This window comes from Thalassovita sp., assembly GCF_034670005.1.
GTDB lineage: Bacteria > Pseudomonadota > Alphaproteobacteria > Rhodobacterales > Rhodobacteraceae > Thalassobius.
The window spans coordinates 112,768-138,736 of sequence record NZ_JAXMOH010000006.1 but is presented as its reverse complement, the minus strand read 5'-3'; the positions used below and the strand labels follow the sequence as shown (position 1 = coordinate 138,736).

Sequence of the window (25,969 nt, the reverse complement as noted above, 5' to 3'; positions counted from 1 at the left end):
CAGATCTAAGAAACGCCGCCGCTGGACAAACCTGCGGCGGCGTTTTTATGTGCTCCAAAGTTTATTTGATCAGAGTATATGACCCACCACGCCCCCCTCACCCTTCGCATCGAGCGCCGGCTTGGCGACTGGATGCGCGCACGCCTGCCACATTGGGCGGCCGAATTCGTCATGTTCGTGCTGAAACAGGGCTGGGCTTGCCTGTTCGGCATCTGCCTGTTGCTGGCGATCCTGATCAGCAAGGCGGTTTGGCAACCTGAGTGGATTCTACACCGCTATGACATATTGCTTGGGCTTGCAGTGCTGCTGCAGGCGTTGTTTCTGAGGCTCAAGCTGGAAAGCTGGGACGAGGCGCGGATCATCGTGTTGTTTCACCTGACCGGCACTGCGATGGAGCTATTCAAGGTAAATGCCGGCAGCTGGGCCTACCCTGAACCAGCGCTGTTCAAGCTCTATGGCGTGCCGCTGTTTTCGGGGTTCATGTACGCCTCAGTGGGTAGCTATATGGCGCGGGTCATACGTCTTTTCGACATGCAATTCGCCCCCTACCCTCCCTATTGGACCACGCTGGCCCTGGCCACGGGTATCTATGTCAATTTCTTCGCCCATCATTTCCTCGCCGATATCCGGCTGGCGCTCTTCGCCGCGACATTGATCCTTTTCCTACGCACCCGCATATGGTTCCGGATCGGCGAAAACTGGTACTGGATGCCTCTTCCACTCGCAGCGTTTTTCTCCAGTTTCTTCCTGTGGCTGGCGGAAAATATCGGGACATTAACCGGCACTTGGCTCTATGCCGGGCAGAATCCATTCGACCGGGTGAGCTTTGCAAAGATGGGGTCCTGGTATCTTTTGCTCTATGTCAGTTTCGTCACCGTAACCTTGGTGTTCCGGCGAGTGCTGCACCGCCGAGCGATAATCAAAGTAAACCCTGCCAAAGCAGAAACCCCAAGAGCAGCGCCACCGCCAGCAGCAGGTTGAAGGACAGCCCACCCAGTACACTCAAGACAGCGCTTTTGCGCCGGTCGGTCACGTCGATGGTTTTCAGGTAGGTACGTATGTCCGCATAGGCCCGGTTCACCGCAGCTGGGTCGATGAACTGCCTCAGTTTAGGGTGCCCCGCCTGCGCCTCGGCATCGGTGATCGTCTTGGCTGCCTTGTGCAGTCGTTTTGGCACCCGTCGACCGACCTTACGCATGCGGCGCTGCAAATCGCCCGAGGAGGCTCCGAATTTTTCGGACAAAAGCTGCGCCAGTTCTGCCTGTTTCTTTTCAAATTCTACTGGATCGAACACTGATCTCATCCCGTACTGATCCCAAGGGTACTGGCCTCCGGCCGCGCCCTGTTCTATCTAAACCCTATGCTAAACCAGATTGTCCACGGTGAAAAAACCGACCTGCCCCCGCTTTTGATCGTTCATGGCCTCTATGGGTCGGGGCGCAATTGGGGGGTGATTGCAAAGCGTTTGTCCGACAGCCGTCAGGTGATTGCCGTCGACCAGCGCAATCATGGCTTCAGCCCTTGGCATGACGACCATGACTATGAAAGCATGGCAGAGGATTTGGCACGGGTGATCGAAGCCAAGGGCGCGCCGATGGACGTCCTGGGCCATTCCATGGGCGGCAAGGCGGCTATGGTTCTGGCGTTGAAATATCCTAGCCTTGTCAATCGCTTGGTCGTCGCCGACATCGCGCCAGTCCCCTATGGACATTCGCAGTTACAGTATATCAAGGCGATGCGGGCGGTGGATCTGGACGAGGTGGAAAAACGATCAGATGCCGAAGCGCAATTGCGCGCGTTGGTGGATGATCCGATCCTGCCGACCTTTTTCACCCAGTCGCTGGACGTCGCGCAGAAACGGTGGCGGCTGAACCTTGACGCGCTGGAACGGGACATGGATAAAATCCTGTCTTTTCCTAATCTTGACGGCCGTTTCGATGGGCCAACCCTATTCTTGTCGGGGGCGAAATCTGACTATGTCAAACGCGAAGACCGGCCCCATGTCAAGATGCTGTTCCCGCAGGCGAAATTCGCCAAGATCCCCGATGCGGGGCATTGGTTGCATGCAGAAAAGCCGCGTGAATTCGAAGCCGCCGTGCGGGCCTTTCTGACATAAAAAGTGGTGGCGACGACACGCGGGGGACCCCTTCCCTTTGCGCCGTCACCACCATAGCCCGCTTGTGGCGGGCATCTCGTCAGGCGTTATAGATCGCCCTGGAAACGAAGTAAGTTACGGGAAACGCGGCGACAAATCCGACGAGCGCCGACAGAAGAATCGGTTGCAGGGTGGCAAATCCCAGCACCAACGCCGCGATCATCGCCGATCCGGCAAGGGTAGAGCCGATGAAGAGATGCAGAATGAAACCCAGCCTTAACATGGCAACCTCCTTTGCTGTCGCGCGATCCAATATAAAAAAATATAGCATATTTGGAATATCATGACTTTGATATGCATCAATTATTCTGGCAATGAACCGGGATCGCCGCCCCTGCCGTAGCGTTATTTTCTGACATTTGCGGAATTTGTAGTGCCAAAGACTACAAATCCCCCATCCCGCCGCGCGTCGGGTCAGTGTGGCGTTAATCCACCCGCCCGAGGATGGGCGCGAAAGGATCACCCATGCCCCGTCTTGCCCCCTATCGCATCATCCCCGTCACCGAGTTCCGCCGCGACGCCACAAGGTTGAGCGGATGGGTCCAGCATCGCGGCGGCCGGATATGGATCACCAAGCACGGTGCAGCGAGTTGTGCGGTGGTGCCGATGGAACAATGCGAATTGCTGGAAAAATGGGAAGGCCGCAGTCTGGCCGATGAGCGCCGCAGGCTGGACCGGCTTTACGCGCAATGGAAGGCGATCAAGGCACGCGATCCGGGGACGGATTTGCCATTGCCGTGGGATTGGCAACAGGAGCGATGAACTGTGGGTTAACCGTTTGCTGACATCTGATATGCGACGTTCAGGTCACCGCTTTGCAGCGGCCAGGGTTGGGCATGGAGAAGGAGGATTTGCGATAGGGCCGCACCGACATTCAGGTCAGGCAAGCGGCACTCACTCTGTGTCGCCGCCATCTTCCGGATCGGGGTCGATGCCATATTTCTTGAACAAGGCCCCTTGGGTCATGAAAAACAAAAACACCGCCGCCGTCAGACCGAAGGTTTTGAAATACACCCAGGTTTCGGTGCTTTGGGTGCGCCAGATCGCTTCGTTCAGGACCGCCAATGCAAAGAAAAATCCGGCCAGACGCCGGGTCAGCACCAGCCAGCCCTCTTTGGTCAGCGGCAAATGGGCATCCATCAGGTCTTCGAGGTAGCTTTTGCCGCGCAGCAGCCCGAATCCAAGGGCACCGCCAAAGAGTAGGTAGATCAAGGTCGGCTTCATCTTGAAAAACCGGTCATCATTCAGCCAGACCGACATGCCGCCGAACACCACCACCAGAACCAGCGTCACCACCTGCATTTTCGACAGGTGCCCGTTGAGCCGCCACAGCACCAGAGTGGACAGGATCAGCAGCGGGATGAATCCGGCAGTAACCAGTATGAACCCATCATAATCGGTCCCGCCGATGGTATAGACATTGTCCTTCAACAGCAGATAAGCCGCGAAAAACGCCACGATGGGACCGATTTCCAGCCCCGATTTGAGTAGCGGATTGATTTTCTTGCCTGCCATAAGATTTCCCGTCAGCTTCCCAATTCAACTATGACCGCGCCCACCGCGATCAAGGCCATCAGCGCAATTCTGCGCGGTCCCACCGTTTCTTTCAGTACCAGCCAGCCGATCAGTGCCGCGAAAACGGTCGATGTTTCCCTCAGAACAGCAGCCTCGCCCACCTTGTCAAGCCGCGTCGCCAGCATGATTGACCCGAAACTGAGAAACGCCACCAGCGCGCCCGCCACGCCGCGCAGCATCAGCGGAGCAACAGCCGGGCGCAGCGCCATGTTACGCCAGCGCAGGAACGCAACGGGCGGCATGACCAAGCCGTCGAACAGGAAGAACCATGCCAGAAAGGTAAAAGGGTTGGCGGTGGCGCGGATGCCATAAGCGTCATAGGTGGTGTAAAGCGCAACGAACAGGCCGGTCATGCCCGCCAGCATCAGGGCAATGCCCAGCGTGTCCCGGTTCAGTTCCAGAAAAATCAGATTATACAGCGCCAAGCCGAAGATCCCGGCCAGCAGGGTCGCGACCCCCAGCCATTGCAACGGCGCAAAGGTTTCCCCGAACAGGAAATAGGCCCCGATCACCGTGAACAACGGGCCAGTGCCGCGCACCACCGGATAGACGACGGTGTAAGCCCCCTTGGTATAGGCGAAAGCCTGCAGGAATTTATAGCCGATATGGATTGCGATCGCGGTGGCAAAGATCGGCCACATATGCGGTTCAGGCCAAGGCACGAGGAAAAGGGCGATTGGCGCGGCCATCACCGCATAGCTGAAATCAATCGCCCCGCGCGACAGCCAAGGATCGTGCCGCCCCTTTTGCAGCGCGCCGAACACTGCGTGCAGCAAGGCCGCGCTCAGGGCCAAAATCAATGCCAGTTGATGCCCGGCTTCGGTGCCTTCCAGCCCGATCAGCCAAGCGCTCATATCACGCGGGGTTCAAACTGGCCCGCTGCGATGTCGCGCAACCGCTCGACCCGTTCGGAAATGTCGATTTCCTGACCGTCATGGGACAATATCGTGGTGCCGCCTGCGGCGTCTTCGGCATAGCCGTCGATCAGCGCAGAAATCATCGAATCGACGACAAAACTGCTGCGATAGGCCCGCATCAGGCAGAAATCCTGTATCCGCGGGATCGCATTGTCGCGCTCGGCATCCCAGATCAGACGCCCGGCCCCGACGACTTCGTCACCATCGGTCACGATGCATTCGGAATACAGGATGCGTCCTGCCGACCAATCGTCGTCGCCCAGATAGGGATAGCTCAGGCGCGAGGATTCCATCACCTCATCCACAGCCATGTGAACCGCCACGATATCCCAGCCGTGGTCGCCTTGTAGTGTATCATGTATCTCAAGCATCAAGACCTGTCAGCGCTTTTGCAAATTCTTCGGGATCAAAGGCTTGCAGATCGTCGATCTGCTCGCCCACGCCGATCGCATGGATCGGCAGGCCGAACTTGTCGGCCAGTGCCACCAGCACGCCGCCCTTGGCGGTGCCGTCGAGCTTGGTCATCACCAGACCCGACACATCGGCCAGTTTCTGGAACGTCTCGACCTGGCTCAGCGCGTTCTGGCCGGTGGTCGCATCCAGCACCAGAAGCGTGTTATGCGGTGCGGTTTCGTCTTTCTTGCGGATGACCCGGACGATCTTGGCCAGCTCCTCCATCAGGTCGGCACGGTTCTGCAATCGCCCGGCGGTGTCGATCAACAGCAGGTCAGCGCCGTCGGCTTCGGCCTTGGTCATCGCGTCAAAGGCAAGGCTGGCCGGGTCCGACCCTTCGGGCGCGGTCAGCACGGGCACCCCGGCGCGATCACCCCAGACCTGCAATTGTTCAACCGCTGCGGCGCGGAACGTGTCGCCCGCCGCGATCACCACCGATTTGCCCGCCGCCTTGAACTGGCTGGCCAGCTTGCCGATGGTGGTGGTCTTGCCCGACCCGTTGACGCCGACGACCAGAACCACCTGCGGTTTTTTGGGGAAGATCGGCAGCGGTTTTGCCACGTTTTCCATGATCCGGGCGATTTCATCCGCCAGCAGGCCCTTGATTTCGGCAACCGACAATTTGCGGCCAAAGCGCCCTTCGGCGATATTGGCGGTGACGCGCAACGCGGTGTCGACCCCCATATCAGATGCGATCAGCAGCTCTTCGAGCTGTTCAAGCATATCGTCATCGAGCACCCGGCGGACAACCGGTTGGGCATCCTTGCGGCCGATGATGCGGCCCAGAAGGCCCGGCTTGGCCGTGACCTGTGGACTGTCCTGTGCCGGTTCGGGTTTGGCTGATTCCGGATCGGCCGGAGCGGGTTGCGGCGCGGCGGCCGCATCAGGCTGCGGCGCGTCGTTGGCGATTGCGTCCGGCGCGTCAGCCGCTTCGGTATCGCCGCCGTCTTCAACGATGGAATCCAATCCGTCCTCGATCCGGGACGAGGTTTTCATCAGCCGTTGTTTGAGTTTTCCAAAAAAAGACATCTGGGGGATTCCGTAGGTATTTGAATTGACCTAGCCACTCTGACCCGGCATTGGAAGCCCCGGGCCTTATTTCCTTGGGGATACCGCTGTGGAAAACCCTGTGGGGCAGCGTGTATCTTTAGCCCATAAATCCCATGAAAAGAAGAACTTGCGCCGCGTAGTAAAAGAACCAAATGAAGAATGGCGCCAGCCGGCCGAACCATCCCCCAGACAGCACGAAAAGTTCCACCGAGAGGATCAGATCGGACAGAATGAAGGTCAGCGCACCGGCCAGGACCGGAATCCGAGGAATCGGTAATTGCGCGGCAATGCCGCCCATGACGAGGATCAGCAGGACATAGAACCGCACCGGTCCCTTCAGCGGGCCGCAATGCGGGATCAGCCAGAGTTCGGTCGACAGGCCCAGCAGGAGCAAAGCCAAAGGCACCGCCCCGCCGATCCAATCGGCACCGAACCCCGGGCCGAACCCTGTCAGCAAGGCCAGAACATAGAAAATATGCCCCAGCGCAAAGGCCGCGATCCCCGATTTCAGCCATGCCTCGCCGGGGCGCGACAACAGGAAATCCCCCGCAACACAGGCCCAGAGCCCCGCCAAGGCCCAGCCCGAAGCCCCGGCAAGGCTGATCCCGAAGGCGGGTGCTGCAACCGCGCCGGTTTTGACCAGCGTTTTGATCAGCCCCGGCCCGCGCCAGCAAAATCCGATCAGATAGGTAAGGGACAACGCCGCCCCGATCAGCAGAAATCCGGGTGCGATGCCATAGGGTGCTGCGGTCATCATCAAATCTGTCCCATCCCTGCCGGAACCCCACACGCGCAATTGTGACTTGGCCTTTGGCCATTTGTTGCTCAGGATGGCGGCATGAAATGGATTATGCCACTGCTATTTTTCGCCGCGCCGCTACAGGCTGAGCAGGCCATGTCTGGGGCCGAATTCGACGCCTACACGCGCGGCAAGACGTTTTATTACGCGGATGGCGATGCGCCTTATGGCGGCGAGGAATATCTTGAGAACCGCCGGGTGCGCTGGTCCTTCCTTGATGGCAAATGCAAGGATGGCACATGGTATGAATCCGGCGGCATGATCTGTTTTGTTTATGAAGAAGGGCCGGATCCTCAATGCTGGACCTTTTTCCAAAGCCCGGGTGGATTGGTGGCGCGGTTCGAAAACGATCCGGCGCAAACGGTGCTGTATGAGGTCAATAAATCGGATGAACCGATGCTGTGTCTGGGTCCGGATGTCGGGGTATAATTTTTATTTTTCAACTTTTATTCTCAGAATTTGGCTCGTAATTCGCAATTTAATGCCGAGACACAACAAAACCGCCTAACGCCTGAAAGAATTGTCGCCGCGCGATCTTCGGGGTAGCCTGCGACGCGTAACCCACCGCCCGCAGGAATGTTTTATGGCCCTTTTCACCTTCGCCACGCTGGCCCCGGCCTGCCTGCTGATCCTGTCGGCGCTGTATGGCGGAATGTGGATTCTGATCGCGTTGCTGTTCATCACCGTTTTCACCTTTACCATGGACCGGCTGATCCCGCCGGGGCCAACATCCCGCCCCGACAGCGAATTTCCCGCCGGTGACGGGTTGTCGGCTTTGCTGGCGCTGCTGCATCTGCCGATGCTGACCCTGGCGGTCTGGGCGATTGGCGGCGATAGCGGTCTGGGCGGATGGGAACGCGCCGGGCTGCTGGCAGGGTTTGGTTTATTTTTCGGCCAGATCGGCCACCCCAACGCGCATGAACTGATCCATCGCGGCAATCGCTGGCTCGCCGGATTGGGCAAGATGGTCTATATCACCCTGCTGATCGGGCATCACATTTCGGCGCATCTTCTGGTGCATCACAGCCATGTCGCCACCGCCGCCGACCCCAGTTCCGCCCGCAGGGGCGAAGGGTTCTGGCGCTTTGTCAAACGCGGCTGGATCGGCGCGTTCAAGGCCGGGTTGGCCGCCGAAAACCAGCGCCGCGCCCGGATCGGGCGGGCATCGGTCCTGAGCCATCCCTATTCCCGGTATGTCGGGGGCGCCGCCGCGACCCTGATGATCGCCACCGCAATTTTCGGACCCGGAGGGTTTGCCGCGCTGATCGCAGTGGCCGCCTATGCCCAGCTGCAAATGCTGCTGTCGGATTATGTTCAGCATTACGGGTTGCAGCGCGGTCAGGGCCTGTCCGGCAAGCCGGTTGCGGTTGGACCCGAGCATAGCTGGAACACGCCGCATCGCTATTCCAGCGCGATGATGCTGAACGCGCCGCGCCATTCCGATCATCACATCCATCCAACCCGGCATTACCCGGCCCTGCGGCTGACCCCGGACATGCCGGTATTGCCGCATTCGCTGCCGGTGATGGCGGTGATCGCGTTGTGGCCAAACCTGTGGCGGCGGGTGATGGACCCACGGATTGAAACCCTGGGGATTTAGTCAAAAGAAGAAGATCAGAACAGGCTGCCCTGTTCGGGAGGTTTGGGTTTTGACTTGGCCGGGGGTTTTACCGGCTTGGCGCCAAGGGTGAGGCGACCATCGGCGAATTCGATTTCCAGTTCCTGCGCCTTGCCTGCCGCCTTCTTGCTGGTGACGACATCGCCATCGCCGCGCACCACCGCGTAGCCCCGTTTCAGCGTCGCCTTGTAGCCCAGCGTTTCGCGCAGCCGGTCGAGCGCGTCGATCTGGCCCTGCCAATCGGCGGTCTGTCGATTGGCCGCCTCCGACAGCCGCTTTGACAAGCCGGTGAATTCATCGCGTTTGCGCGTCAGGTCGCGTTTGAGCGGTTCGATCTTCAGCCGGTCCGCGCGCCGCCCCAGCGCTTCGCGCTTGGCATCGACACCCCGCTGGAGACCTGCCGCAAGGCGGGGCGAGAGTGCGGTAAGGGCGCGTTTTTCCGCCTCGATCCGGCGCGTCAAGTTGGCCGGGCGCAGCCCGCCGCGAATGTCAGAGAGCCTCACCTGACGCAACTGCACCGAGCGGATCAGCGCCTGCGGCAACCGATCCCCCCAGCCATCGAGCCGTTGCCGCGGGCCTTCCAGCAAGGTGTCGGCGCGTGGCAGGGCGCGGCTGAGATCGCGCAGACGCTGACCGCGCTGACCGATCCCCTGGGTCAGCGCCCGGGTCAGCCGCGCGCCCTGCTGATCGAGCCAGCCGAGCAATTCCAGCCGCACCGGCACCGCCAGTTCCGCCGCCGCCGTGGGGGTCGGCGCACGCATGTCGGAAACATAATCAATCAGCGTGGTGTCGGTTTCATGCCCAACCGCCGAAATCAGCGGGATGTCCGAGGCGGCAGCGGCGCGGGCGACGATTTCTTCGTTGAAGCCCCAGAGGTCTTCGATCGAGCCACCGCCACGGGCCACGATCAACAGGTCGGGGCGCGGCAGCGCGCCGCCCGGGTTCAGCGCGTTGAACCCGGCGATGGCGCGGGCCACTTCGGTGGCGCATTTTTCGCCCTGCACCGCCACCGGCCAGATCAGCACCTTGCGCGGGAACCGGTCGCGCAGCCGGTGCAGGATATCGCGGATCACCGCGCCAGAGGGCGAGGTCACGACGCCGATCACTTCGGGCAGGTACGGCAGCGGCCTTTTACGTTCGGGCGCGAACAGCCCTTCGGCGGCCAGCATCTGTTTACGCTTTTCCAGCATCGCCATCAGCGCGCCCATGCCCGCCGGTTTCATATCCTCGATCACGATCTGGTATTTCGACTGGCCCGGGAAGGTGGTCAGGCGGCCGGTTGCGATGACTTCCATGCCTTCTTCGGGTCTGGTGGTCAGTTTCGAGGCGACGCCTTTCCAGATTACCCCGGCGATCACCGAGCGGTCATCCTTGAGATCCAGATAGACATGTCCCGAGCGCGGCATCGACACCCGGCCGACTTCGCCCCGGATACGGACATGGGCGAATTCGCCTTCGATCATCCGTTTGATCGCGCCGGACAGTTCCGACACGCTGAATTCCGGGGCGTTTTCGCCTTCGCGGGGATCGTCGATCAGATCGGACATCGGAATTTGCCTGTCTTGTTTCCTGCCTCCAGCCACCTTAGAACGCCTCAAACAGAAGGCCAAGCGGAGAGAGCCGGTATGAATATCCTGATCCTGGGCAGCGGCGGGCGCGAACATGCGCTGGCATGGGCGGTGATGCAGAACCCCAAATGCGACAAGCTGATCGTGGCACCGGGCAATGCCGGGATCGCCGCGATTGCGACCTGTGCCAACCTGGACATTCTGAACGGCGCGGCGGTGGTGAATTTCTGCGAAGAAAACACCATCGATTTCGTCATCATCGGCCCCGAGGCGCCGCTGGCCGCGGGGGTGGCGGACCGGCTGCGCGAGGCAGGGGTTCTGGTGTTTGGCCCGTCCGAAGCGGCGGCGAAGCTGGAAGCGTCGAAAAGCTTCACCAAGGAAGTTTGCGATGCGGCGAAGGCCCCGACGGCGGGCTATGCCCATTTCACCGATGCAGAGGCCGCCAAGGCCTATATCCGGCAGCAGGGCGCGCCGATCGTGGTCAAGGCCGACGGGCTGGCTGCGGGCAAGGGCGTGATCGTGGCGATGGACGAAGCGACCGCGCTGGCCGCCATCGACGATATGTTCGGCGGTGAATTCGGGCAGGCCGGGGCCGAGGTGGTGATCGAGGAATTCATGGAGGGCGAAGAGGCGTCCTTTTTCATTCTGGTGGATGGCGAGACCTGCCTGCCGATTGGCACCGCGCAGGATCACAAGCGCGTCGGTGAAGGCGATACCGGCCTGAACACCGGCGGCATGGGGGCCTATTCCCCTGCCCCGGTTCTGTCGGATGAGATCGCAGAAAAAGCGATGGCGGAAATCATCAGGCCGACGATGAAAGTTATGGCTGATCGCGGCACGCCGTATCAGGGCGTGCTTTATGCCGGGTTCATGATCAAGGACGGCCAGCCGCGATTGGTGGAATATAACGTGCGATTTGGCGACCCGGAATGTCAGGTGCTGATGATGCGTCTGGGCGCGCAGGCGCTGGACCTGATGCAGGCCTGCGCCGAGGGCCGACTGGCCGAGGCGCGGGTCAATTGGGGTGACGATCATGCGGTATCGGTCGTCATGGCCGCCAATGGCTATCCCGGCGCGTATGAAAAGGGCAGCGTGATCCGCGGCCTGGACGATCTGCCGGAAACGAGTTTCGAAATGTGTTTCCATGCCGGAACCGGCAAGAAGGATGGCCAGATCATCGCCACCGGTGGCCGGGTTCTGAATGTGACCGCGCGCGGCGCGTCGTTGCGCGAAGCGGCGGATCGCGCCTATGCGATGGTGGACAAGATCGACTGGGCGCAAGGGTTCTGCCGCCGCGACATCGGCTGGCGTGCGCTCTGAGCTGTGAAACAGGGACACCGGTCCGGCGCAGCGGACGATTGCGTCGAACCGGTGACATCCCTATCATGGCAAGGCTTGCAATCCCCCAGGGCCCGGAGCGGCACGACATATGGAAAACCTGATATCTGACGCGTATGACAGCGGTGACTTCACCAAACTGATCTACGAATTCGCGCCGGTTGGGCTTGTGGTGACCGAAAGCCGGGTGATCCGCGACTGCAACCCGACCTTTGCGCACATGTTCCGATACAACGCGTCGGAATTGCGCGACCAGAGCTTCGCGCCGCTTTATCCGACGCAGGAAGAATTCGTGAATATCCGCCATCGCGGCGACAAGGATTTTCGGGAGAACAATTCCTACTGGGACGAACGGGTCATGATGCGTAAAACCGGCGAGCTGTTCTGGTGCCGGGTGCGCGGCCACAGTTTCACCCCGGACGATCCGATCCGGCGGGCGGTGTGGTCGTTTGCCGATCTGTCGGACACAAGGCCCTATTATCCGCTGACCCGGCGCGAACGTGAGGTCTTTACCTTGATTGGCGAAGGCAAGACGTCGAAAGAAATAGCGATCAGCCTTGGCATATCTCACCGTACCGTCGAAGTGCATCGTTCGCGCCTGCTGAAGAAATTTCGCGCGTCCAATACTGCCGGTCTATTTCAGTCGCTGGTGTCGATTGGCGGTGAGCGTGTGGTCAGCAGCGTTGGCCACTGAGCCATTTGAAATCCGGTTCAAACCCGACGCTTTGCGCGGGTCGATCCGTTTTTTACTGGATGGTGCGCTGCTGATGCGGCTGGCCGAGGATGGCGCGGTCCTCTGGCAGATCGACCTGCATCGGGTCAGGCGCGTTGATTTCGTGGAAACCCGCAACGGCGAAGCCGTCCTGCGCCGGCTGGATCTGGCCGGACCGGGAGGGCGCCACAGGATCGGCGTCAAGCTGGACACGGCACAGGCGGCGGATTCGGCCGATGGCGCGGCCCATCTGGCGCTGGTCGAAGCGGTCGCGCGCGCACTTGCCGAAACGCGGCCCGGTTTTCCGGTCGGTATAGGCGACTATGGCCGGGCGCGGCTTATCATGTTTGCGCTTGGCGTGACCGGGGCAATGAGCGCTGTGGGATTGGGCATCGCGGTGCTGATCAGTGCCGGATCGCGGGCCGGTGACGCGGCGCTGCCGCTGGGGGGGCTTCTGGTTCTAGGGGCGGCGGTAAGTTGGTTCTATGCGCCGTGGAAACCGGTACTGAGCTTGCCAGCCTCGGACATCCCTGCGCTGGTGCAAGGGGTCCGCGACGCGGCTCAGTCCTGACAGTCCAGCGCCCGGGCAAAGCTGTCCGGCCCGTCAAAACGCCCGAGAGGACGGGCGACAAGACGCCCCTGTGTCAGCCGAACCGCCATCACATCGCGCCAATCGGCATCGGCGGTGATGATTTCCGGCCCGGTCCCGCAATCACGGATACCACCGGAAATGCGAGCCTGACCAAAACGATGATTGGTCAGGCCGGTCAGCGATGCGACATCGGTCAGCGCCCCGGCCTCGAAACGCCAGACCCGCAGCGTCCGGGCCAGATGCGGCCGGTCGATATAGGCCAGCTCCACCCGGCCATCACCATCCAGATCGGCCCCACCCAAGGGCGCCAGCCAGCGATGGGTCTGGCCGATCGGGGGCGTTGCCGCGATCAATCCGTTTTCGTCATAGATCGCCAGAGAGGCGCCGCGCGCGATGTCGGTCTGCACAACCACGATTTCGACATCGCCATCAAGGTCGACATCAATCAGCCGCGGGGCCTGATCTTCGAACACCTGATCGGAGGGCAAGGTGACGCGCACCCTGCGCCCGTCTGACAAGCGGATCTGCAATCCGGCCCATTCCAGAGTGTCGCCAAACACACCATGCGCATAACGCGGTGTCGGATCGACATAGCGGGCCGATTGGATATCGGCCGCCGCCGGGGCCACCTGTACCGCCGCCCACAGTCCCAGTGACAAGGCCGCGCGGCAGGCAAGCGAATGCCACGGGCGGGACGGATATCGCCGCGCCCGCACCTGCATCAGATTTGTTTTTCGGGCATGTTCACGACCAGGCCGTCGAGATCGTCAGTCACTTTGATCTGACAGGTCAGGCGCGACCGGTCCGCATCGGGTTCGAAGGCGAAATCCAGCATGTCCTCTTCCATGTCGTCCTTTTTGGGCAGTTTTTCCACCCAGGCCGGATCGACATAAACGTGGCAGGTCGAACAGGCGCAAGCGCCGCCGCAATCGGCTTCGATACCGGGAATGTTATTGTCGCGGGCGCCTTCCATCACGGTCAGACCGTTGGCGACTTCGACGACATGCTCGGTGCCGTTATGTTCGACATAGGTAATTTTTGCCATTCGGGGGCCTCCTGATTTTGACCATTGTCCGTGTCAACAAACTTCCTAGCCAAGCTGGGCACCGGTGACCAGTCCCTTTTGCGTGAAGACCCGTTTAGCACCTGTGTTTCGGAGGCGTTCAAGTCTCTTTCGCCAAAAGGTCAAACAAGCTACACTGAATGGAATAAAAAACGTCATGAGTTATCGAGCAATGCGTATCCTGTCCCCCATTTCGGGCCTCATCGGGGTCTGCGGCCTGCTTGCAGGGTGCGGAAGTTCACTGCCGTTGCCGTCGATCACACCGGAACCAGAGGTCACCCGGCAGGTCGAAACCGCACCGCCGGGGGCCGATCCGAACAGTTGCTGGGGCAAACATGTGGTGCCGGCAATCTATGAAACCGTGACCGAACAGATCATGCTGCAACCGGCGGAAATTCTGGCCGATGGCAGCGTCATAGAGCCCGCGATCTATAAAACCGAGGTTCATCAGGCTGTTGTGCGGGAACGCAAGGAAACCTGGTTCGAAACGCCATGCAGCGACAGTCTTACGGTTGAATTCGTCGAGACCTTGCAGCGAGCACTGAAAGCGCGCGGGGTCTATTATGGCGCGCTCAGCGGCGAAATGGATGCCCGGACCCGCGCCGCGATCCGCAAATACCAAAAACCGCAAGGGTTGGATTCAGGCATTCTGTCACTGGCGGCAGCGCGGAAACTGGGGCTGATCGCGGTTGAAAACCCCGATGGCTGATCCGGCGCCCTGTGCCCCGCATGAAAAAGGCCGCTTGTTACAAGCGGCCTTTATTCGTTTCGGTCGAAAGCTTTGTCAGTCTTGCTTGACCGACAAGGCGACAAAGCGCGGCTCGCCGGCGCGACGCACCAGCAGCAGCAGCGATTTGCGACCGGCATCGCGGGCTTCGTCTACCCGGTCCTGCAGGTCCTGAACCGAGGTCAGTTTCTGCTGACCGGCTTCGGCAATCAGATCACCGGCGCGCAGCCCTTTTTCATAGGCTTCGGTGGTTTCATCCACATCCAGAACGACAAGCCCTTGGGTATTGGGTTTGAGCTTGAGTTCCTCGGTCAGCTTCGGAGTGACCGGGCTGAGTGACAGACCCAGCATTTCCTTCGGTGCCTCCGGTTCGGCGTTTTGAGTCTGCGCCGCAGGGATCGCTTCGGCTTCTTCGCGGCGTCCTAGGGTGATCTTCAGCGTCTCGGTCTTGCCGTCACGGAACACCACCACACGGACCGCCTTACCAACATCGGTATTGCCGACCTGGCGCACCAGCGCCCGGGTATCTGCGACCTCGACCCCGTCGAAGCTGGTGATCACGTCGCCCTGCAACATGCCGCCATCCTTGGCCGGACCATCGGGCACATCGGTGACCAGAGCGCCCTTGGTTTTTTGCAGCCCCATCGCTTCGGCCACGTCGTCGGTCACATCCTGAATGCGCACGCCGAGCCAGCCACGGCGGGTTTCGCCGTATTCCCGCAACTGGTCGACCACGCGGCTGACCACGTTGGAGGCCATCGAAAACCCGATCCCGATCGAGCCGCCATTGGGGCTGAGGATCGCGGTATTCACGCCGACCACGTCGCCATCCATGTTGAACAGCGGACCGCCGGAATTGCCCCGGTTGATCGCCGCATCGGTCTGAATGTAATCGTCATAGCTGCCTGAAAGCGCCCGGTTACGTGCCGATACGATCCCGGCGGAAACAGAAAAGCCCTGTCCCAGCGGGTTGCCCATCGCCATCACCCAGTCGCCGACCCGTGCGGTATCGCTGTCGCCAAAGCTGACATAGGGCAGCGGTTTATCCGCTTCGACCTTGAGCAGGGCGATATCGGTGTTGGGATCGGTGCCGATGACGGTGGCTTCGAGTTCTTCGCCGGAGAAAAATTCGATCACGATCTCGTCGGCGCTTTCGATCACGTGATTGTTGGTGACGATATAGCCGTCTTCGGAAATCACGAAGCCCGAGCCAAGTGCCGAAGACCGGCGTGGCCGGTCGCCGTTCTTGTTGCGGTCCTGGAATTCACGAAAGAAATCTTCGAACGGGCTACCTTCTGGTACGATCGGGTTGGGTCCGGCATTGCCCGCCACCACGGTCGTCGTGGTGATATTGACCACTGAATCGCTGATCTGGCTGGCCAGGTCGGCCAGGCTGTCAGGACGCGCGGCGGCCTGAAGCGTCTGTGCAAGCATCAGCAGACCGGCAAGCAAGCCGACCCAAAATGCCCTGATCATGCTATCGTGGTTGCGGGGAATTGAAACTGTAAGACTGTTCACTCCCTTAACTCCTCTGTTCTGAGTGTTCTGCGGCCACCATCCATGCTGCCGTCGTAATGTGCAACTCAATCTGGCTCTCTTGGCCTCAACTGAGCGTGATCATGCGTTGACGCAGAACTGTCACAAATGGGCCAGGTCAAAGCAGAATGGGGGCGCTGCCCCCAAACCCCCGGAGTATTTCACCCAAGAAGAAACAGCAGCAAAGACAAACGGCAACTCCGGCTGCCAACACCGCTGCCGCTCCGCCGCGAAAGAATGGCAGGGGCGGTCTTGTTGGCCGGCGGACGGGGCGCGGCGTCAATTTGGGGAAGACAGCCGGATATAGCTTGCACAGGCAGGCGCGACTGACGCAAATTTGCCGGACCCGGTCCGGGGACAGAAGAGGGAAATCAGACATGCCCGGCGCGCAAAGCTTTGCCATCGAGGTGCAGATCAGTTTCGGCCATTGCGATGCGGCAGGGATTGTTTTTTATCCCAACTACTTCCGTTGGCTGGACCGCTGTTTTCATACCTTTCTGCTACACCGGCATGGCGGGCACGCCGCCCTGTGCGAACGGTTGGGCGCACGCGGGATCGGGTTGATGTCAGCGGATGCGAAATTTCTCAGCCCCGGGCACGACGGCGACCTGATCAGCGTCGAAATGGCCGCGCCGAACTGGCGGGAGCGCAGTTTCACCCTGCCCTATCAAGTGCGGATCGGGGATCGCGTATTGCTGAAAGGTGAAGAAGTGCGCGGCCTGTTCGGCGACCGCGACGGACGGATGACCGCCCTTCCGGTTACGCCGCTGCGCGACATCCTTGAAGCGGTGAAAAGCGGCTGAAACTCTGCGTCACATCGCAACCGCCCGAGGCGGAGGCCGCAGGCCGACCGGTGAGGAATACTGCGCGCCCGGTACGGGCGCCCAATCAGATCACGCCCCCAGCGTTTTGGCGATCCAGACCAGCAACAGACCGATGGCAAGCGCCCCCAGTCCGATATTGCGGCGGGTGGATTCGGGCAGGGCGCGCAACATTTCAAGCACCTGCACCACAAGAGAAGGGGCCAGCGCATAGGCCAGCCCCTCTACAATCAGCACCAGCCCGAGAGCCAGAAGCGCGGTTTGCATTACTTCGCCGCCCGGTCCGATTTCAGATAGTCGAAGAATTCGCTATCCGGCGTCATCACCATCGTCGAATTGTTGCCCTGCAATGCTTTCTCATAGGCCTGCAATGACCGGTAGAAGGCGAAGAATTCAGGATCGGAACCGAAGGCTTCGGCAAAGATGCCGTTCCGTTTCGCATCGGCCTCACCACGGATCACCTGCGCTTCGCGTTCCGCTTCGGACATGGTTTCAACCACGGTCCGGTCGGCCAGTGCCCGCACCCTTTGCGCCGCTTCGTTACCGCGGGCGATTTCATCGGCCGCTTCGCGTTCGCGTTCCGCCCGCATCCGGGCAAAGGTCGCGTTGAGGTTCTGTTCCGGCAGGTTGGTCTGCTTGAGCCGCACATCGACCACTTCGATACCAAGGCTGCGCGCGCTGTCGCGGGCCTGATTACGGATCCGGTTCATCAATTCGCGGCGATCTTCGGACAGGATCGTGTCGGAGGTCACCTGATCCGCGCCGAGAACTTCGCGGATTTGCGAATTCAGGATCGAACCGAGCCGGTCTTCGGCCACCCGAACGCCACCGACGCCGACGGCCTGACGGAACTGGACCACGTCGCTGATCCGGTAGCGGGTGAAGGCATCGACCACCAGCCGGCGGTCATCGGACGGCGTCACCTCGATGGTTTCGGTGTCCAGCGACAGGATACGGTCGTCGTATTTCACGACTTCCTGAATCAGCGGAATCTTGAAGCTGAGACCGGGGTCTTCCTTCACCGCCTTGATCTGGCCAAATTGCAGCACCAGCGCCTTTTCACGTTCGTCCACGACAAAAAGCGATGACAGAACGCCGATCAGGGCAATGACAAGGATCGGGATCAATAGAGTCATTTTCCGCATCACTTGTTCTCCCCATCGGTACGGCGCAGCTCGTTGAGCGGCAGATAGGGCACCACGCCCTGACCGCCACCGGCCCCGGTTATGGCGCTGTCGAGGATCATCTTATCGACTCCGCCCAGTACCTTTTCCATGGTTTCCAGATAGAGACGCTTGCGGGTCACATCCGGTGCTTTGTTGTATTCTTCCAGCACTGCGCTGAACCGGCTGGCTTCACCCAAGGCGTCGTTGACGACCTGGGCACGGTAGGCCTCGGCCTCTTCCTGCGTCTGCGCCGCCTTACCGCGGGCTTCGGCCAACACGCGGTTGGCATAGGCATCGGCCTGACGCTGCAACCGGTCGCGTTCCTGTTCGGCGGCCTGCACTTCGCGGAAACTGTCGATCACTTCACGCGGCGGATCGGCCTTTTCAAGGTTGACCCGGACGATGTTGATGCCGCTTTCATATTCGTCGAGGCTGGCCTGGATGTTTTCCTTGACGGTGTCGGCGATGATGCCGCGGTCACGGTTCAGGATCGGTGCCAGGTTACTGGCCGCGATGATTTCGCGCATCACAGATTCCGACACCGCCTGAACGGTCAGGCGCGGGTCGGCAATGTTGAACAGAAGCTTGGCCGGATCGTTGATGTTCCACACCACCTGAAAATCAATATCCACGATATTGGCATCGGTGGTCAGCATCAGCCCGGCATCCTGACCGGCCCGCGACAGACCGATGCTTTCGGTCCGTTCCGAGGTCACGTTGACCACTTCGGCGGTCACGATCGGCCAGGGCGCAAAGTTCAGACCCGGATTGCCGGTCGCGTTATATTTGCCCAGCATCAATTCGACCGACTGTTCTTCGGGTTTGACGGTATAGAAGCTGCCAAAAGCCCAGAGCGCGACCAGCACCAAAGCGCCCAGACCGAAGGTTCCCTTGGTCAGTTTCGGGCCACCGCCGCCGCCGGACGTCCCACGTCCGCCAGACCCGCCGCGCCCGCCCATCAGCACGCGCAACTGTTCCTGACCTTTTTTCATCAACTCGTCGATTTCGGGAATTTGCGGCCCGTCATCCTGAGGACGGCGCCCGCCCCCGTTATTGCGGTCATCATCGCCGCCTCTATTTCCGCCGCCGCCCCAGGGGCCGCCCGAATTGCCTGCCATTGGCTTGTGAACCTTTCTGTTATGTCATTTTACCAGCTTGCACTAAAACTGTGCAATCTGGCAGAAATTTCAACCGTTAAGCGCGCCGAACCGGCGCTTTCATGGTGACGATTTCTTCCGCCATGGTCGGATGCACCGCCACTGTACGGTCGAAATCTTCCTTGGTCGCCCCCATTTTGACCGCAATTCCGGCCAGTTGGATCATTTCGCCCGCCCCCGGCGCGACGATGTGACAACCCAGAACCTTGCGGGTATCGGCGCATACGATCAGCTTCATCATAACCCTTGCATCGCTGCCGGCAAACAGGCTGCGCATCGGGCGGAACGAACTGCAATAGACCTCGATCGGGCCTTGATCGCGGGCGTCTTCTTCGCTCAGCCCCACGGTGCCCATTTCGGGCTGGGTGAAGATGGCAGTCGGGATCAGATCGTGATCGACCGGGGTCGGGTTGCCCCGGAACACGGTTTCGACGAAGGCCATGCCTTCGCGGATCGCGACGGGTGTCAGGTTGACCCGATCAGTGACATCGCCGATAGCATAGATCGAAGGCACCGCGGTCTGGCTGTATTCATCCACCAGAACCTTGCCGTTACGGCCTAGTTTGACGCCGACCTCTTGCAGCCCCATATCGTCGCTGTTGGGCACCCGGCCAGTGGCGAACATGATCTGATCGAACACCCGCTCGGTGCCATTGCTGGCCTTGACCCGGATGCCGCCGGAGGCATCGCGGGTCATCGACAGGATATTGGTGCCCAGATGCAGATCAATCCCCGACTGGATCATTTCCTCGGAGACCAGCCCGCGGGCTTCGCCGTCGAACCCGCGCAGGATCTGCGCACCGCGATAAAACTGCGTGACAGCGACGCCCAGCCCGTTCAGCACGCCGGCGAATTCACACGCGATATAGCCGCCGCCGAGGATCAGGATCGATCCGGGCAGCTTGTCGAGGTGGAAGATGTCGTTCGAGGTGATGCCCAGTTCTTCGCCCGGGATGCCGGGTTTCACCGGGCGTCCGCCCATCGCCAGCAGGATATGCTTGGCGGTTTTGCGTTCGCCGGTGCTGAGTTCCACCGTATGGGCATCGACCACCCTGGCGCGGGCGTCGAAGCTTTCGACGCCATTGTTTTTGAGGATGTTGCGATAGATACCTTCCAACCGGTCCAGTTCGGCATGCAGCTTGGTCCTGAACCCGCCCCAGTCGAACGCCCCGGTGGGCATGTCCCAACCATAGGCGCGGGCCTCTTCCGCCATGCCGGGAAATTCCGAGGCAAAGACCATCAGCTTTTTCGGCACGCAGCCGCGGATCACACAGGTACCGCCATAGCGGTCTTCCTCGGCCAGGGCGACCTTGGCGCCGGTATCGCCCGCCGCTACCCGGGCCGCGCGCACGCCGCCCGATCCGCCGCCGATCACGAAGAGGTCATAGTCGAAACTCATGGGAAGCTATCTTTCGTTCTGAAGACTTCGGTTACGGCCACATCTAAGTCGTCGGCGGAGAAGTTCCAACCCGCAACCCACAGCTATTTGCCCCCCCGTGGCCCGCGAAGGGTTCAGGCAAAGAGCGAAGCCGGGCAAGCGGCCTTGTTCCGGGCCGCAGTCTTATTGAAGGGTGAGCAGGTCTGCTTCCGTCATGCTTAGTCACCCAGGTCGGTGAACAGGTTGTCGCTGTCGACGAATTCCAGTTTGTCTTCTTCCACCGAGTCGTCATTGATGTCGCGCACCTGCACCCGACCATCGCCGAAGCCCACGATCACCGTGTCGCAGATGTCAATGAACAGACCGTTTTCCACCACGCCGGGGATCTGGTTCAGCACCATCGCCAATTGGCGCGGATTGCCGATCCGGGTCAGGTGCAGGTCGATGATGTGGTTACCCTCGTCGGTGAAAAACGGACTGTCGCCATTCATACGCAGGGTCGAGGACTGGCCCAGCACATCCATGCTGTCGAGCATTTCTTCGACCAACGCCTTGGACGTCTGCCAGCCGAACGGGATCACCTCGACCGGCAACGGGAAGGCACCGAGATTTTCGACTTCCTTGCTGACGTCGGAAATCACGATCATCCGGTCGCTGGCGGTGGCGACGATCTTTTCCTGCAGCAACGCGCCGCCGCCGCCCTTGATCAGGTTGAATTCGGCGTCGAATTCATCCGCCCCGTCGATGGTGACGTCGAGCCAGCGGGCTTCGTCCAGGCTGATCACCTCGATGCCGACTTCGCGGGCCAGAGCGGCGGTACGGGTCGAGGTCGGCACGCCGCGGATCTTAAGCCCGTCTTCGCGCACCAGTTCGCCCAGACAGCGCACCATCCAAGCGGCGGTCGATCCGGTCCCCAGACCGACGCGCATTCCGTCTTCTACGAATTCCACCGATTTCTTGGCGGCTACGAATTTGGCCTTGTCGATGGGCGACAATTCTCCGGTCATGTCAGCGACTCCGTCTCAATTTGGGTCGCTTATAGGAAAGTTGCCGCTTGGGTGCGAGTGTCAAATAGGCCGGGACTGGTGAAACCACGCTTACCAAACACCCTGTGACAACAATTCGTGCTGTTTTCGGGTCAGGCGCCGGTATTGCGCCGGTTGCAGCAGATTGCGCGCCGGCGGCCAGTCCGGGGTCCGCTGCAAATCGGGAAAGGTCCGGAACAGCCGCGTTCGGTCCTCGGTACTGAGCGCCCGGATCGCCATCGGGCCCGGCAGCAGGCTTTCGGTCAGCGCCCCGTTGGCCCAGATGACCTGATGCCGGTCGAATAACAGGTGGTAATACCTGATCCTGGCCCGCGGCGCCAAAGTCACCCCGCGTTGCCCGATCAGGGATTTGACCGGCACGAGCGTTTCTTCGCGCTGGGACAGGATAATGCCCTGCCCCGGCCGGATCAGAACCCGGTGCTGTTGCGACAACAGCAAGGGCCGGGAATTGCCCAATATCCCCTTGCCGACGCGCACCGGCGCAAAGGCCATGATGCCGCGCATGTCCTGCGCTCCGATCCAGGCCAGAGGTTGCGGCCCGTCATCCAGCGTTTCGACCCTGTCGCCCTCGCGCAGATGCTGCACCGGCAGATATCCTTTGGTGGTCAGGATTTGCGTCCCCGGGGCAAAGCATATTGCCAGATCGGAATAACGGACCGTCGGATAATCGCTGCCGCCCGGGATGATTTCATAGGTGATCCCGGGCACCAGACGGCTATCGGAGGCGACGCCGGTGATCTGGCCATCGAAATCGAGCACATACAGTGTCACTTCGGCATCGGGGGCAGTCGATCCGGCCGGGCGCACGATATAGCTGTATTCATTGGTGACAACGGTGCCGCGGGACCATGTTTGTCCTGCAAATTCGGTATCAGTCGCAAGCCTCTGACGATGATCTTCATCCTCGAAATCCAGATCCTTGTCGCGCAGGCTCAGGTCTGTCCATGCATCGGCATTCACGGTGAAAGTGGTGCTGTCGAAACTGCTGGTATTGCGTCCGGTTCCTGACAGGAATGGGTCGGGGCCGGACAGGTTAAGATCATTTGCCCCTAGGGCTGAAAGTGTCGGCATGGGTCCCCTGCTGCAGTTTTCGAAGTCATCACGAAACCCCGGGGCGGATCGGGACCGCCGGGATCGGCCTGTCGATAAAAAATGACACAGCGGATATTGATATTTCCTGAATGCCCGATTGCGGCCCGGGATGCGCGTTTGTTCCCGCATGGGTCGTTTTTCTGTGGCCGGTTGGGGACGGGCGACGCTAGGCTTCTGACATCACAGGCGCTGCAAGAAGGGATGGCCGGGAATGTTCCTATCGGTTTTCGACATGTTCAAGATCGGCGTTGGTCCGTCTTCGTCCCATACGATGGGGCCGATGGTGGCGGCGGCGCGGTTTCTGGACATGATGCGCGCCTCGCCGTTCGAATTTGCCGGGCTGCGCGCGTCGTTGCACGGATCGCTGGCCTTTACCGGGGTCGGTCACGCCACCGACCGTGCCACGATTCTGGGCTTTGCCGGGTTCCAGCCCGAGAGCTATGATTTTTCCGCCAGCGAGACCGCGCTGGAGAACATCCGGCGCACCAAGACCGTGACCCCGGCGGACCTGCCGGTGCTGACCTTCGATCCCGAAACCGACCTTGTGTTCGATTATGGTCCGCCGCTGCCGGGCCATGCCAATGGCATGGTGCTGATGGCGACCGACAAACAGGGCGACGTGATCTTGCGCGAGACCTTCTATTCCATCGGTGGCGGTTTCGTGATGACCGAGGCCGAGCTGGCGGCGGGCAAGAATACCGACGAGGGCGCGCCGGTGCCCTACCCGTTCAAGACCGCCGCTGAAATGCTGGAGATGGCGCAAAATTCCGGCAAAACCATCGCGGCGATGAAAACCGCCAACGAGGCATCGCGCTGCGGTCAGCAGAACCTGAAAACCGGGCTGACCCGAATTTGGCAGGTGATGGATGCCTGTATCGAACGCGGATTAACGACCGAAGGCGAATTGCCCGGCGGTTTGCACGTCAAACGACGGGCGAAAGCGATCCATGAGGCGCTGTTGGCTGAGCGTGGCCTGAATTTGTCCGCGCCGCATGTGATCAATGACTGGATCAGCACCTATGCCATCGCCGTGAACGAAGAAAACGCCGCCGGCGGGCAGGTCGTGACCGCCCCCACCAATGGCGCATCCGGGGTGATGCCCGCCGTTATCCGCTATTGGCTCGATCATGTGCCGGGGGCAAGCCTGACACGGATCGACGATTTCCTGCTGACATCGGCCGCCATCGGCGGGCTGATCAAGCATAACGCATCGATTTCGGGGGCCGAAGCCGGGTGTCAGGCCGAAGTCGGCAGCGCCGCCGCGATGGGGGCAGCCGGGCTGTGCGCCGTATTGGGTGGCACGCCCGAGCAGATCGAAAACGCCGCCGAGATCGCGCTGGAACACCATCTGGGCATGACCTGCGATCCGGTCAAAGGCTTGGTGCAGGTGCCTTGTATCGAACGCAACGCTTTGGGCGCGATCAAGGCGGTCAGCGCCGCGTCATTGGCAATGCGCGGCACCGGCGAACATTTCGTGCCGCTGGATGCGGCGATTGAAACCATGCGCCAGACCGGGCGCGACATGCACGAACACTACAAGGAAACCTCGCTTGGCGGACTGGCTGTGAACGTGCCCAATTGCTGATCCCGGGCGGGCCGGATTTATACGGCATTGCCAGCGCCGGGGCCGGTTTCTAATCTGCGGCGATGTCACAGGACCGCCCCCTTCTCGGTATCGCTTTGATGCTCAGCTTTTCCGCATTGGCCCCGTTTGCCGATGCGATCGCCAAGATTCTGGGCCAGACTCTGCCGATCAGCCTGATCGTGCTGATCCGCTTTGTCGCGCAGATGGTAATCTTGGCACCGCTGGTGCTGAGCATGCAGCGCGTTATCACCCCCGGCCGCCGGGTGCTGTGGCTGGCGTTCCTGCGTACGTTGCTGCACATTCTCGGGATCGGGTTGATGGTGTCGGCGCTGCGGGTGCTGCCGCTGGCCGATGCGATTGCCATCGCCTTTGTGCTGCCGTTCCTGATGCTGCTTCTGGGCAAGTTCATCCTGAAAGAAGAAGTCGGGCCAAGGCGGCTTGCCGCCTGTGCGGTGGGGTTTGCGGGAACCTTGCTGATCGTTCAGCCGAGCTTTCAGCAGGTGGGGTGGCAGGCCCTGCTACCACTGGCCGTGGCGGTGAATTTCGCCTTTTTCATTCTGATCACCCGGTCGGTGTCGAAGGATATCGACCCAATGGCGTTGCAGGTTGTGTCGGGCGCAATGGCGGTGGCGCTGCTGCTGCCTGTCTTGGCCGTGTATTACCTGTGGATCGGGCCGGGCGATGATCTGGCATGGCCGAACCTGACCGAATGGGTCCTGTTGGCCACGATGGGGCTGATCGGGACATTGGCGCATTTGCTGATGACATGGTCGCTGCGCTATGCGCCTTCGACCACGCTGGCACCGATCCAATATGTCGAATTGCCGATCACCGCCTTTGTCGGCTGGCTGATCTTTTCCGACCTGCCGAACGGGTTGGCGGCAATCGGTATCACCATTTCGGTCAGCGCGGGGATCTACATCATTCTGCGCGAACGGGCCACGCTGGTGCAGCCAGGACCGCCGATACCGCCTGTGGCAACTCCGACAGCGGCACCATCACCAGCATTCGCGGATCGTCGACCCACAGATGCACCGGGCCGCTGACTTCGTTCGACGTCCCGACGCGACCATCGGGGGCGAATTTCAACCCTTCGATCGGCCAGCGCAGCCCGTTTGAGCGCCCTTCGACCCGCGCCATCGGGAACAGCGACAGCACCGTTCCAACCGGCAGGTCGAGGCGCAGTTCGGGCGGGGCGACGAATGTGATCAGTTCGCGGCTCAACAGGATGCAGCGCCGGTCGGGCCGCCGGACCAAAGCGTTGTACGCGGCCAGTTGATGGTCGATCCGGCTGCCATCGAAACCGACGCCCAGCACCAGCGGGGCCGCGATATGGCGCAGGCATTTGTCGAAGTCGGTGCTTTCCTGTTCGGCAATCGGATGCAGGCGATCCGGGGGGATGGCATTGCGCGCCCGATCTGACAGGCTGTCGAAATCGCCGATCACGGCCAGCGGGTCCAACCTGTTGGCCAGCGCCACATCAGCGCCGCCATCGGCGCAGACAACCCCCGGAGCCAAGGTTAATGCAGCCGCCAAAGCCCCGGGCGGCACATTTCCTGCACCAAGCAGCGTAATAGGGGAAGGCGAACGAACAATAGCATCAGTCATAGCGTGATTACTG

General features: G+C 60.8%; 29 protein-coding genes and 1 pseudogene. 12 read left to right on the top strand and 18 right to left on the bottom strand.

Features of this window, described 5'->3' with window-relative positions:
* Positions 1-78 precede the first annotated feature (78 nt).
* Positions 79-981, top strand: a complete 903-nt coding sequence (locus VOI23_RS12430; RefSeq protein WP_323785166.1) for a DUF817 domain-containing protein — start codon at positions 79-81, stop codon at positions 979-981.
* Here VOI23_RS12430 and VOI23_RS12425 read toward each other — a convergent pair.
* A complete protein-coding gene (locus tag VOI23_RS12425) occupies positions 920-1,294 on the bottom strand; it encodes a hypothetical protein (protein ID WP_323785165.1) in 375 nt (124 codons plus the stop codon). The two genes, VOI23_RS12430 and VOI23_RS12425, sit on opposite strands and share 62 nt — an antisense overlap.
* A gap of 66 nt (positions 1,295-1,360) precedes the next feature.
* Between VOI23_RS12425 and VOI23_RS12420 the strand changes: the two genes are divergently transcribed.
* Entirely contained in the window at positions 1,361-2,116 is a 756-nt protein-coding gene (locus VOI23_RS12420; protein ID WP_323785164.1) for an alpha/beta fold hydrolase, read from the top strand.
* 79 nt (positions 2,117-2,195) lie between these two features.
* Here the strand turns inward: VOI23_RS12420 and VOI23_RS12415 are convergent, their stop codons facing one another.
* A complete protein-coding gene (locus VOI23_RS12415; RefSeq protein ID WP_323785163.1) occupies positions 2,196-2,378 on the bottom strand; it encodes a CTP synthetase in 183 nt (60 codons plus the stop codon).
* 242 nt (positions 2,379-2,620) lie between these two features.
* On the opposite strand from VOI23_RS12415, the gene VOI23_RS12410 reads away from it, so the two are divergent.
* Positions 2,621-2,917, top strand: coding sequence for a hypothetical protein (locus tag VOI23_RS12410; RefSeq protein ID WP_323785162.1), 297 nt, complete (start codon positions 2,621-2,623; stop codon positions 2,915-2,917).
* Positions 2,918-3,049: 132 nt separating this feature from the next.
* On the opposite strand, the gene VOI23_RS12405 is transcribed toward VOI23_RS12410, so the two are convergent.
* The 5 genes from VOI23_RS12405 to VOI23_RS12385 all read right to left on the bottom strand — a co-directional run bounded on the left by VOI23_RS12405 (position 3,050) and on the right by VOI23_RS12385 (position 6,907).
* Complete coding sequence (locus VOI23_RS12405) at positions 3,050-3,670, bottom strand: inner membrane-spanning protein YciB (protein WP_323785161.1); 621 nt, start codon at positions 3,668-3,670, stop codon at positions 3,050-3,052.
* An 11-nt stretch (positions 3,671-3,681) separates the two neighbouring features.
* Positions 3,682-4,584, bottom strand: coding sequence for an EamA family transporter (locus VOI23_RS12400; protein ID WP_323785160.1), 903 nt, complete (start codon positions 4,582-4,584; stop codon positions 3,682-3,684).
* Positions 4,581-5,018, bottom strand: a complete 438-nt coding sequence (locus VOI23_RS12395) for a hypothetical protein (protein ID WP_323785159.1) — start codon at positions 5,016-5,018, stop codon at positions 4,581-4,583. The genes VOI23_RS12400 and VOI23_RS12395 overlap by 4 nt, the downstream gene beginning before the upstream one ends.
* The gene (gene ftsY / locus VOI23_RS12390; protein ID WP_323785158.1) at positions 5,011-6,129 is read right to left on the bottom strand and encodes a signal recognition particle-docking protein FtsY; all 1,119 of its coding nucleotides are present in this window, start codon (positions 6,127-6,129) and stop codon (positions 5,011-5,013) included. Before ftsY ends, VOI23_RS12395 begins: the two co-directional genes overlap by 8 nt.
* Positions 6,130-6,247: 118 nt before the next feature.
* A complete protein-coding gene (locus VOI23_RS12385; RefSeq protein WP_323785157.1) occupies positions 6,248-6,907 on the bottom strand; it encodes a lysoplasmalogenase family protein in 660 nt (219 codons plus the stop codon).
* 81 nt (positions 6,908-6,988) lie between these two features.
* On the opposite strand from VOI23_RS12385, the gene VOI23_RS12380 reads away from it, so the two are divergent.
* Together VOI23_RS12380 and VOI23_RS12375 are read left to right on the top strand one after the other, a co-directional pair.
* Entirely contained in the window at positions 6,989-7,378 is a 390-nt protein-coding gene (locus tag VOI23_RS12380; RefSeq protein ID WP_323785155.1) for a hypothetical protein, read from the top strand.
* A gap of 154 nt (positions 7,379-7,532) precedes the next feature.
* Entirely contained in the window at positions 7,533-8,549 is a 1,017-nt protein-coding gene (locus VOI23_RS12375; RefSeq protein ID WP_323785154.1) for an alkane 1-monooxygenase, read from the top strand.
* A gap of 14 nt (positions 8,550-8,563) precedes the next feature.
* Here VOI23_RS12375 and xseA read toward each other — a convergent pair whose 3' ends face one another.
* Entirely contained in the window at positions 8,564-10,114 is a 1,551-nt protein-coding gene (gene xseA / locus VOI23_RS12370; RefSeq protein WP_323785152.1) for an exodeoxyribonuclease VII large subunit, read from the bottom strand.
* Between the two features lie 78 nt (positions 10,115-10,192).
* Between xseA and purD the strand changes: the two genes are divergently transcribed.
* From purD to VOI23_RS12355, 3 genes are all read left to right on the top strand, one after another.
* Complete coding sequence (gene purD / locus VOI23_RS12365) at positions 10,193-11,455, top strand: phosphoribosylamine--glycine ligase (RefSeq protein WP_323785151.1); 1,263 nt, start codon at positions 10,193-10,195, stop codon at positions 11,453-11,455.
* A gap of 109 nt (positions 11,456-11,564) precedes the next feature.
* Positions 11,565-12,167 carry a PAS and helix-turn-helix domain-containing protein gene (locus VOI23_RS12360; RefSeq protein ID WP_323785150.1) on the top strand — a complete coding sequence of 201 codons (603 nt, stop codon included), beginning with the start codon at positions 11,565-11,567 and terminating at the stop codon, positions 12,165-12,167.
* Positions 12,157-12,756 carry a hypothetical protein gene (locus tag VOI23_RS12355; RefSeq protein ID WP_323785149.1) on the top strand — a complete coding sequence of 200 codons (600 nt, stop codon included), beginning with the start codon at positions 12,157-12,159 and terminating at the stop codon, positions 12,754-12,756. Before VOI23_RS12360 ends, VOI23_RS12355 begins: the two co-directional genes overlap by 11 nt.
* Here the strand turns inward: VOI23_RS12355 and VOI23_RS12350 are convergent.
* Both VOI23_RS12350 and VOI23_RS12345 read right to left on the bottom strand, forming a co-directional pair.
* The gene (locus VOI23_RS12350; protein WP_323785148.1) at positions 12,747-13,499 is read right to left on the bottom strand and encodes a VCBS repeat-containing protein; all 753 of its coding nucleotides are present in this window, start codon (positions 13,497-13,499) and stop codon (positions 12,747-12,749) included. The genes VOI23_RS12355 and VOI23_RS12350 overlap by 10 nt on opposite strands.
* A complete protein-coding gene (locus VOI23_RS12345; protein WP_323785147.1) occupies positions 13,499-13,822 on the bottom strand; it encodes a 2Fe-2S iron-sulfur cluster-binding protein in 324 nt (107 codons plus the stop codon). Before VOI23_RS12345 ends, VOI23_RS12350 begins: the two co-directional genes overlap by 1 nt.
* Positions 13,823-13,997: 175 nt before the next feature.
* On the opposite strand from VOI23_RS12345, the gene VOI23_RS12340 reads away from it, so the two are divergent.
* Complete coding sequence (locus VOI23_RS12340; protein ID WP_323785145.1) at positions 13,998-14,549, top strand: peptidoglycan-binding domain-containing protein; 552 nt, start codon at positions 13,998-14,000, stop codon at positions 14,547-14,549.
* Positions 14,550-14,624: 75 nt separating this feature from the next.
* Here the strand turns inward: VOI23_RS12340 and VOI23_RS12335 are convergent, their stop codons facing one another.
* Positions 14,625-16,043, bottom strand: a complete 1,419-nt coding sequence (locus VOI23_RS12335) for a Do family serine endopeptidase (RefSeq protein ID WP_323785246.1) — start codon at positions 16,041-16,043, stop codon at positions 14,625-14,627.
* 437 nt (positions 16,044-16,480) lie between these two features.
* On the opposite strand from VOI23_RS12335, the gene VOI23_RS12330 reads away from it, so the two are divergent.
* Positions 16,481-16,906 (top strand): acyl-CoA thioesterase, encoded by a 426-nt coding sequence (locus VOI23_RS12330; protein WP_323785144.1) that lies wholly within the window; start codon positions 16,481-16,483, stop codon positions 16,904-16,906.
* 90 nt (positions 16,907-16,996) lie between these two features.
* Here VOI23_RS12330 and VOI23_RS12325 read toward each other — a convergent pair whose 3' ends face one another.
* From VOI23_RS12325 to VOI23_RS12300, 6 genes are all read right to left on the bottom strand, one after another.
* Positions 16,997-17,191: a DUF2065 domain-containing protein gene (locus VOI23_RS12325; RefSeq protein WP_323785143.1), complete on the bottom strand. Its 195-nt coding sequence runs from the start codon at positions 17,189-17,191 to the stop codon at positions 16,997-16,999.
* Positions 17,191-18,069 carry a protease modulator HflC gene (gene hflC / locus VOI23_RS12320; protein WP_323785142.1) on the bottom strand — a complete coding sequence of 293 codons (879 nt, stop codon included), beginning with the start codon at positions 18,067-18,069 and terminating at the stop codon, positions 17,191-17,193. The genes VOI23_RS12325 and hflC overlap by 1 nt, the downstream gene beginning before the upstream one ends.
* Positions 18,069-19,208 carry an FtsH protease activity modulator HflK gene (gene hflK, locus VOI23_RS12315; RefSeq protein ID WP_323785140.1) on the bottom strand — a complete coding sequence of 380 codons (1,140 nt, stop codon included), beginning with the start codon at positions 19,206-19,208 and terminating at the stop codon, positions 18,069-18,071. Before hflK ends, hflC begins: the two co-directional genes overlap by 1 nt.
* 76 nt (positions 19,209-19,284) lie before the next feature.
* Positions 19,285-20,646, bottom strand: coding sequence for a glutathione-disulfide reductase (gene gor, locus VOI23_RS12310; RefSeq protein WP_323785139.1), 1,362 nt, complete (start codon positions 20,644-20,646; stop codon positions 19,285-19,287).
* Between the two features lie 197 nt (positions 20,647-20,843).
* Positions 20,844-21,632: a ribose-5-phosphate isomerase RpiA gene (gene rpiA, locus VOI23_RS12305; RefSeq protein WP_323785138.1), complete on the bottom strand. Its 789-nt coding sequence runs from the start codon at positions 21,630-21,632 to the stop codon at positions 20,844-20,846.
* 90 nt (positions 21,633-21,722) lie between these two features.
* Positions 21,723-22,742, bottom strand: coding sequence for a Hint domain-containing protein (locus VOI23_RS12300; protein WP_323785137.1), 1,020 nt, complete (start codon positions 22,740-22,742; stop codon positions 21,723-21,725).
* 232 nt (positions 22,743-22,974) lie between these two features.
* Between VOI23_RS12300 and VOI23_RS12295 the strand changes: the two genes are divergently transcribed.
* Together VOI23_RS12295 and VOI23_RS12290 are read left to right on the top strand one after the other, a co-directional pair.
* Entirely contained in the window at positions 22,975-24,348 is a 1,374-nt protein-coding gene (locus tag VOI23_RS12295; protein WP_323785136.1) for an L-serine ammonia-lyase, read from the top strand.
* 62 nt (positions 24,349-24,410) lie between these two features.
* Entirely contained in the window at positions 24,411-25,394 is a 984-nt protein-coding gene (locus VOI23_RS12290) for a DMT family transporter (protein ID WP_323785135.1), read from the top strand.
* Between the two features lie 13 nt (positions 25,395-25,407).
* On the opposite strand, the pseudogene VOI23_RS12285 reads toward VOI23_RS12290, so the two are convergent.
* Positions 25,408-25,956, bottom strand: a pseudogene (locus tag VOI23_RS12285) (thiamine pyrophosphokinase); the annotation flags it as partial.
* Positions 25,957-25,969 lie beyond the last annotated feature (13 nt).

Bases quoted from the DNA above. Each gene is read 5' to 3' on its own strand.
- VOI23_RS12430 (WP_323785166.1), top strand. From the start codon at position 79: ATGACCCACCACGCCCCCCTCACCCTTCGCATCGAGCGCCGGCTTGGC.
- VOI23_RS12420 (WP_323785164.1), top strand. From the start codon at position 1,361: ATGCTAAACCAGATTGTCCACGGTGAAAAAACCGACCTGCCCCCGCTT.
- VOI23_RS12415 (WP_323785163.1), bottom strand. From the start codon at position 2,378: ATGTTAAGGCTGGGTTTCATTCTGCATCTCTTCATCGGCTCTACCCTT.
- VOI23_RS12410 (WP_323785162.1), top strand. From the start codon at position 2,621: ATGCCCCGTCTTGCCCCCTATCGCATCATCCCCGTCACCGAGTTCCGC.
- VOI23_RS12405 (WP_323785161.1), bottom strand. From the start codon at position 3,670: ATGGCAGGCAAGAAAATCAATCCGCTACTCAAATCGGGGCTGGAAATC.
- VOI23_RS12400 (WP_323785160.1), bottom strand. From the start codon at position 4,584: ATGAGCGCTTGGCTGATCGGGCTGGAAGGCACCGAAGCCGGGCATCAA.
- VOI23_RS12395 (WP_323785159.1), bottom strand. From the start codon at position 5,018: ATGCTTGAGATACATGATACACTACAAGGCGACCACGGCTGGGATATC.
- ftsY (WP_323785158.1), bottom strand. From the start codon at position 6,129: ATGTCTTTTTTTGGAAAACTCAAACAACGGCTGATGAAAACCTCGTCC.
- VOI23_RS12385 (WP_323785157.1), bottom strand. From the start codon at position 6,907: ATGATGACCGCAGCACCCTATGGCATCGCACCCGGATTTCTGCTGATC.
- VOI23_RS12380 (WP_323785155.1), top strand. From the start codon at position 6,989: ATGAAATGGATTATGCCACTGCTATTTTTCGCCGCGCCGCTACAGGCT.
- VOI23_RS12375 (WP_323785154.1), top strand. From the start codon at position 7,533: ATGGCCCTTTTCACCTTCGCCACGCTGGCCCCGGCCTGCCTGCTGATC.
- xseA (WP_323785152.1), bottom strand. From the start codon at position 10,114: ATGTCCGATCTGATCGACGATCCCCGCGAAGGCGAAAACGCCCCGGAA.
- purD (WP_323785151.1), top strand. From the start codon at position 10,193: ATGAATATCCTGATCCTGGGCAGCGGCGGGCGCGAACATGCGCTGGCA.
- VOI23_RS12360 (WP_323785150.1), top strand. From the start codon at position 11,565: ATGGAAAACCTGATATCTGACGCGTATGACAGCGGTGACTTCACCAAA.
- VOI23_RS12350 (WP_323785148.1), bottom strand. From the start codon at position 13,499: ATGCAGGTGCGGGCGCGGCGATATCCGTCCCGCCCGTGGCATTCGCTT.
- VOI23_RS12345 (WP_323785147.1), bottom strand. From the start codon at position 13,822: ATGGCAAAAATTACCTATGTCGAACATAACGGCACCGAGCATGTCGTC.
- VOI23_RS12340 (WP_323785145.1), top strand. From the start codon at position 13,998: ATGAGTTATCGAGCAATGCGTATCCTGTCCCCCATTTCGGGCCTCATC.
- VOI23_RS12335 (WP_323785246.1), bottom strand. From the start codon at position 16,043: ATGATCAGGGCATTTTGGGTCGGCTTGCTTGCCGGTCTGCTGATGCTT.
- VOI23_RS12330 (WP_323785144.1), top strand. From the start codon at position 16,481: ATGCCCGGCGCGCAAAGCTTTGCCATCGAGGTGCAGATCAGTTTCGGC.
- VOI23_RS12325 (WP_323785143.1), bottom strand. From the start codon at position 17,191: ATGCAAACCGCGCTTCTGGCTCTCGGGCTGGTGCTGATTGTAGAGGGG.
- hflC (WP_323785142.1), bottom strand. From the start codon at position 18,069: ATGCGGAAAATGACTCTATTGATCCCGATCCTTGTCATTGCCCTGATC.
- hflK (WP_323785140.1), bottom strand. From the start codon at position 19,208: ATGGCAGGCAATTCGGGCGGCCCCTGGGGCGGCGGCGGAAATAGAGGC.
- gor (WP_323785139.1), bottom strand. From the start codon at position 20,646: ATGAGTTTCGACTATGACCTCTTCGTGATCGGCGGCGGATCGGGCGGC.
- rpiA (WP_323785138.1), bottom strand. From the start codon at position 21,632: ATGACCGGAGAATTGTCGCCCATCGACAAGGCCAAATTCGTAGCCGCC.
- VOI23_RS12300 (WP_323785137.1), bottom strand. From the start codon at position 22,742: ATGCCGACACTTTCAGCCCTAGGGGCAAATGATCTTAACCTGTCCGGC.
- VOI23_RS12295 (WP_323785136.1), top strand. From the start codon at position 22,975: ATGTTCCTATCGGTTTTCGACATGTTCAAGATCGGCGTTGGTCCGTCT.
- VOI23_RS12290 (WP_323785135.1), top strand. From the start codon at position 24,411: ATGTCACAGGACCGCCCCCTTCTCGGTATCGCTTTGATGCTCAGCTTT.